We start from the raw sequence: 5,726 nt of genomic DNA on the forward strand, positions 1-5,726 counted from the left end.
CTTATGACGGTCGGATTGTTCCGTTTCTACGAAACTCCCACAATCCTCAAACATTCACAAATCCGCACTACGTGCTACTTTGCTCATGTTTGGCGGGTCATAAATTCATATTCGATTTCGAGCAAGCTCGAATCGAAATGACTTTTGACCCTTACGTCTTAAAATTATCATTCAAAAGGTTAAACTCGCAAACGCTTCGCTTTTTGCTCGTTATAAAATCACTGCTGACGCAGTTCTACGGGTACGGGGCTTATAACCCCGCACCCGAAATCAAGATATTCCCACCACCTAAAGGTAATTGGTTATCTTGATCATTTTATATATTCCAGCTCTAACCCTTTAGAAAAGTCTGGAAAACGTTTTCTAAAATAATATATCACCATGCAAGTCTAATTGCAATGGCATTTTATATACAGGTGTCAAAAGAATCTTTTAACACCTGTATTTATTTTTGAGATAACTAATATTAATCCGAAATGATAAAATGATATCGCTTAACCTATATCAACGCCATATACATCAGTAATGGACTGAGTCTTCCATATAAGCTCGCGCCACTGTTCTACCTGTTCAGGAGTAAGGAAACCTTCACAGGTTCTCATAAATCCTGTCTTGTAGGATGCATATAAAAGTCCGTTCTTTATAGCATTAACGCTGTCTTTGGTTTCAAGATAATAGTGAATAAAAGCAGAAATAAGCGCATTACCTGCACCAAGTGAATTGACAACTTCATTGGTAGAAACTGAGTTATAATGCACCTTTATATGACGATCTCTGTCGTAGAGGATAAGACCCGTTTTGCCCTGACCAAGGATTATGATCTCAGGATCAAAACGCTTTGCAAAGTCGTCTATAAAATCATAAGGATCACCCTCAACAGAGTCATCACTTAAATATATTATGTCGGAATTTTCCAAAAAGTCAGTGTTGTATTTTTCTTTTTCTTTGGAATAAGAGCGCATATTAAGAGCAATCTTCTTGCCTGCAGAAAGAGCATAATGAACGAATGGTCTGCAGAAATTAGCATTAGAAACAAGCAGACAGTCAGCTTCTGCCATGATAGGTCTTACCATAGACATATCATATCTTGCATCTCTGACGTCCTTTAGATCCTGAAATATCAACTGATTCTGTTCATTATCAAAGAATATGATTTCAGAAGGAGTTGACTTCATGATAGGGAGCATATAGCTGGTATCAAGATGAACCTTGAAATCAGGCGGATTAAATACTTCTACATTCTGATCCTGTCCAACTACAGACATAAAGAAGACCTGATCGCCGAGAGTTGTAAGAGCCATAGCTTCATTCATGGCATCTCCACCACCTCCAACATATACAGGCGCATCGTGTATCTGTTTGCCCATATCAAATGGAATCTTATCGACCTTGATTACTGTTTCAAACTGGGTAATACCTGCTATGACAATTTTACTCATGATCGCTCCTTTCAACACTGACGGTTTTAGGATCATAGGCTCACTATCTATATTTTCGGTATTAAATGTAAGTAAGTTTAGCCATTATATCAAAATAATGAGATACCTGCTGAACATATATTCCGGCATCCATCATATCTTTGAACATAAGCTTTCTCTGGACATTATTCCTTGTAAAATGGAGCATGTCCTCTATGGCTTTTATATCTATATCAGGATTGAAATGCACAAGGTCAGCATTTCTTGTTGCTGCAGCATAAACATCTCTGCTTCTCTTTCTCTCCTCTTCAGGATCAAAAGTATCAGGATCTGTTTCTGTCTCTGCAGATTCCAAAAAGGCTATCATATACGGATACTGGTCCATGATAGACTCTTCCGAAGCAAGGATCTGACGCCAGATGGTAAAATAGTCTGTCTCTGTTGCAGATACGTTACTTCTTATTTCGAGCTGCAGAAATCTTATACTATAGTCGTGAAGAAATCTGTAAAGCTCCTGTTTGGTACCAAAGTAATGAAAAAGAAGACCTTTGCTTATCCCTGCCTCTTTGACTATCACATCAGTACTTCCGTTCTTGTAACCGTTCAAGGCAAATATCTTAAGCGCCCCATTCAGTATTCTGTCCTGCTTCTCTTTTTTCAGGTCAAAAAACTTATCGTCCATGCCATCTCTCCCCAAATTATTAGTTATATTACCATTATGCCACAAATCTGTTAATTTGGTAGGATATTTCCTCTTTTCGATTCGCCCAAAATGTATTAAAATAAAATCACGTGTAGAAATAAGTTAATGTGCCGGGCGGCACAGGAAGGTGGCTTACAATGTCTAAATCACACGGTTTTGGTAAATTTGTTATGTTTTGTGCTGCTACAGCTGCAGCCGCTGCAGGTATTTACTATTACCTCAACAAGAAGAACAGCGAATTCGATGATGATCTCGAAGATGATGATTTCGACGATTTCGATGACTTTGATGATGCTGATATCGATGATAACTCATCTGATGAACGCGGATATGTCAACCTCGATCGTGCTACTAAAGAAGACGACAAGGAAGACGACAAAGCCTCTGAATCAGAAACCGAAGAATTCTTCGATGATGAGAAATAATAATCCTACCTGCATGAACTAATTCTCTGTAGATGAATTTAGTTCTAAACTTAAACACAGAGACCACAAAAGGCATCCGCTTATGCGGATGCCTTTTATATTATTTGTATTATTTTTATACTAGCCTTTACTCTCTTCTCGCATTTTGCTCTCAATCATATCTTTGAGATCACGCGCTTTTTCTTTGGTATGATTACTAGCAGATCTTGAAACCAGTATTTCTCCAATAAGCTTCATGGAAGGAGCATATTCTCCATTTTCCATATAAAGAGCTGCAAGAAGATAATCAAGAGTTATTGTATTCATTCCGGCTATAGGGAATGCTTCGCTCTGCTTGGCTGTTACAAAGCCTTCAAGAGCATTCTTAAGGAGCTCTTTTTCTTCTTCCTTCATTTCAGCTTTGCGCTTATCATCATAATGAGGAAGTGCCATGGTAACAGGATCACGAAGCATCTGTCTTATAAGCCATGCATAGCGAAGGCACAGATATGCCTTTTCTGATGCTTTTGCATCTTTGACAATTGCATTTGCAAGTGCAAGCTGATAACGCTCAAGGGCATCATCATAAGTATATATTTCATACTTATGCTTTATAGGCTTAAAATTCATGCAGATCTTCTCGCGGATCGCATCCTTCTGCCTCTTTGCAATACTATCAAAATACCTTGCAAGAGCTGCATAGCCGCATGATGGACACGCAACTATGTCATACTTGATCTCATCCATAAGATCATAAATAGGATGAAGATCAATTTCCTGTTCCTTGACATGTACCTTACCGGTCCTTACTGTCAGTGAAGTAAAGCTCGTCTCACAAACAGGGCACATATACTTCTTTTCAAAAACTAGAGTTTTCTCTTCAGGAAGCTCCTTGGCAACAGATACTGTTTTGGGCTTCTCTTTTGGTTCTTCTTCGACCTTCTCTTCTTTGTCGAAGACCTTCTCACTTTTTAAGTTACCTAGTCCGAATTTCTCAAGTCCTGAAAGTAATGACATAGTTGCACGCTCCTTTAACTGAGTTTGAATGAACTCTTAAGCGAAACGATACGGTTAAATACCGGCTCGCCGTCTTTGGAATCCTTACTGTCAACACAGAAATATCCGTTTCTTACAAACTGGAATCTGTCATATTTCTGTGCACCTACAAGCTCTTCTTCTATTTTAGCATTTTTTATTACAGTAATCGAATTAGGATTCAGATTAAGGGATCCGTCCTCTTCATTATAAACGCCCTTTTCCTCATCTGTAAGGTTCTCATATAGACGAACTTCACAGTCTCTGCTTCCTGCAGCAGATACCCAGTGGATAGTACCCTTTACTTTACGTCCGTCTGCACTGTCACCGCCTCTTGTTGCAGGATCATATTCAGCATGTACAACTGTTACATTGCCATCTGCATCCTTCTCGCAACCCGTACATTTAACATAATAAGCGTTCATAAGACGTACTTCATTGCCAGGGAACATACGGAAATATTTCTTAGGTGGCTCTTCCATGAAGTCTTCAGCTTCGATATAAAGCTCCTTGCCAAATACAACCTCACGGCTTCCCATCTCCGGGTTTTCCTTATTATATTCGATAGTAACCTTTTCTGTCTGTCCTTCCGGATAGTTATCTATCACAAGCTTTACAGGATGAAGGATAGCCATCATTCTCTTGGCTGTAGGCTTAAGGTCTTCTCGGATGCAATACTCAAGCATTGCCATTTCTGCAGAAGAGTTAGCCTTTGATACTCCAAGAAGTTCTACGAACTTTCTGATTGACTGTGGTGTATAACCCCTTCTTCTAAGAGCTGCGATAGTTACAAGACGAGGATCATCCCATCCGTCAACTACTTTATCTTCAACAAGCTTTTTAATGTATCTCTTACCTGTAACAACATTAGTAAGATACATCTTGGCAAATTCTATCTGACGAGGAGGATTCTCAAACTCACATTCTCTTACAACCCAGTCATAAAGCGGTCTGTGGTCTTCGAATTCAAGTGTACAAAGAGAATGTGTAATTCCCTCGATAGCATCTTCTATAGGATGAGCATAGTCATACATAGGATAGATGCACCATTTATCACCTGTACGAGCATGTGTCATATGAGCTACACGATAAATGATCGGATCACGCATATTGATGTTAGGTGATGACATATCGATCTTGGCACGAAGTGTCATTGCACCATCTTCTACGCTTCCGCTCTTCATTTCTTCAAACATACGAAGATTATCTTCTACACTTCTGTCTCTGTCAGGGTCATTCTTACCGGGTTCTGTAAGAGTACCTCTGTATTCACGCATCTGCTCTGCTGTAAGAACTGATACATAAGCCTTACCCTTTTTGATGAGCTTAACTGCGCATTCATACATCTGGTCAAAATAATCTGATGCATGGAAGAGGCGATCTTCATAATCGGCTCCCAGCCACTTAACATCAGCTATAATAGAATCCATGAATTCGGATCTTTCTTTAGTTGGATTTGTATCATCAAATCTCATATTGAACTTGCCGCCATATTCCTTAGCAATGCCGGAATTGATGATGATACTCTTGGCATGTCCTATATGCAGGAATCCATTAGGTTCAGGAGGAAATCTCGTCTGAACGTGATCATAGACTCCTTCCTTTAAATCCTTGTCAATTTCTGCTTCAATAAAGTTCCTTGAAGGAGCATTTTCTTTTGACTCTTCGGAACTGTTCACTACTTCTGCCATTTCCTGTTATCCAATCCTTATCTATAAATATATTTCGCCATACATATACATTATCTTAATAGGTATGCATAGCTTAATTTATAATAACACGTTTGTCATTTTTAGAAAACAACCAACAAAATATTATTTAACTTAGAAAGGACAGATACCTTATAGCATCTGTCCTTTCGTCTTAGAAATCGTCAACTTGCTTTATATAACAAAATATAAATTAGTTATCATCTACTGAATAGTTAGGAGCTTCCTTGGTGATATGTATATCATGAGGATGGCTCTCACGAAGAGCTGCAGATGTGATCTTAACAAACTGTGCATTCTCCTGAAGCTCTTTGATAGTATTGCATCCGCAATATCCCATACCTGAACGAAGACCGCCGATAAGCTGGAATACTGTATCTTCAAGCATTCCCTTATAAGCAACACGTCCTTCAACGCCTTCAGGAACAAGCTTCTTGGCACCTTCCTGGAAGTAACG

Annotated in this window: 6 protein-coding genes; 1 reads left to right on the top strand and 5 read right to left on the bottom strand. The window is 39.0% G+C overall.

The annotated features are described in order from the left end of the window. Positions 1-494: 494 nt before the first annotated feature. Positions 495-1,439: a carbohydrate kinase family protein gene (locus K6G87_RS00750; RefSeq protein WP_296832527.1), complete on the bottom strand. Its 945-nt coding sequence runs from the start codon at positions 1,437-1,439 to the stop codon at positions 495-497. Positions 1,440-1,500: 61 nt separating this feature from the next. Beyond that, positions 1,501-2,100 carry a TetR/AcrR family transcriptional regulator gene (locus K6G87_RS00755; RefSeq protein ID WP_296832531.1) on the bottom strand — a complete coding sequence of 200 codons (600 nt, stop codon included), beginning with the start codon at positions 2,098-2,100 and terminating at the stop codon, positions 1,501-1,503. Between the two features lie 158 nt (positions 2,101-2,258). Here K6G87_RS00755 and K6G87_RS00760 point away from each other — a divergent pair, with 158 nt between their 5' ends. Beyond that, positions 2,259-2,546: a hypothetical protein gene (locus tag K6G87_RS00760; protein ID WP_296832534.1), complete on the top strand. Its 288-nt coding sequence runs from the start codon at positions 2,259-2,261 to the stop codon at positions 2,544-2,546. A gap of 120 nt (positions 2,547-2,666) precedes the next feature. On the opposite strand, the gene K6G87_RS00765 is transcribed toward K6G87_RS00760, so the two are convergent. The 3 genes from K6G87_RS00765 to K6G87_RS00775 all read right to left on the bottom strand — a co-directional run. Continuing rightward, positions 2,667-3,542, bottom strand: a complete 876-nt coding sequence (locus tag K6G87_RS00765; protein ID WP_296832536.1) for a DUF2225 domain-containing protein — start codon at positions 3,540-3,542, stop codon at positions 2,667-2,669. Positions 3,543-3,556: 14 nt separating this feature from the next. Further along, on the bottom strand, positions 3,557-5,251 hold the full coding sequence (locus K6G87_RS00770) for a glutamine--tRNA ligase/YqeY domain fusion protein (RefSeq protein WP_296832539.1): 1,695 nt from the start codon (positions 5,249-5,251) through the stop codon (positions 3,557-3,559). 211 nt (positions 5,252-5,462) lie between these two features. Beyond that, on the bottom strand, positions 5,463-5,726 hold a 264-nt coding region (locus K6G87_RS00775), incomplete at its 5' end, for an IMP dehydrogenase (RefSeq protein WP_296832542.1).

The sequence above is a fragment of the Butyrivibrio sp. genome (assembly GCF_024699075.1).

Excerpts from the sequence above, each read along its gene's own strand:
- K6G87_RS00750 (WP_296832527.1), bottom strand. The coding sequence starts at position 1,439 with ATGAGTAAAATTGTCATAGCAGGTATTACCCAGTTTGAAACAGTAATC.
- K6G87_RS00770 (WP_296832539.1), bottom strand. The coding sequence starts at position 5,251 with ATGGCAGAAGTAGTGAACAGTTCCGAAGAGTCAAAAGAAAATGCTCCT.
- K6G87_RS00760 (WP_296832534.1), top strand. The coding sequence starts at position 2,259 with ATGTCTAAATCACACGGTTTTGGTAAATTTGTTATGTTTTGTGCTGCT.
- K6G87_RS00765 (WP_296832536.1), bottom strand. The coding sequence starts at position 3,542 with ATGTCATTACTTTCAGGACTTGAGAAATTCGGACTAGGTAACTTAAAA.
- K6G87_RS00755 (WP_296832531.1), bottom strand. The coding sequence starts at position 2,100 with ATGGACGATAAGTTTTTTGACCTGAAAAAAGAGAAGCAGGACAGAATA.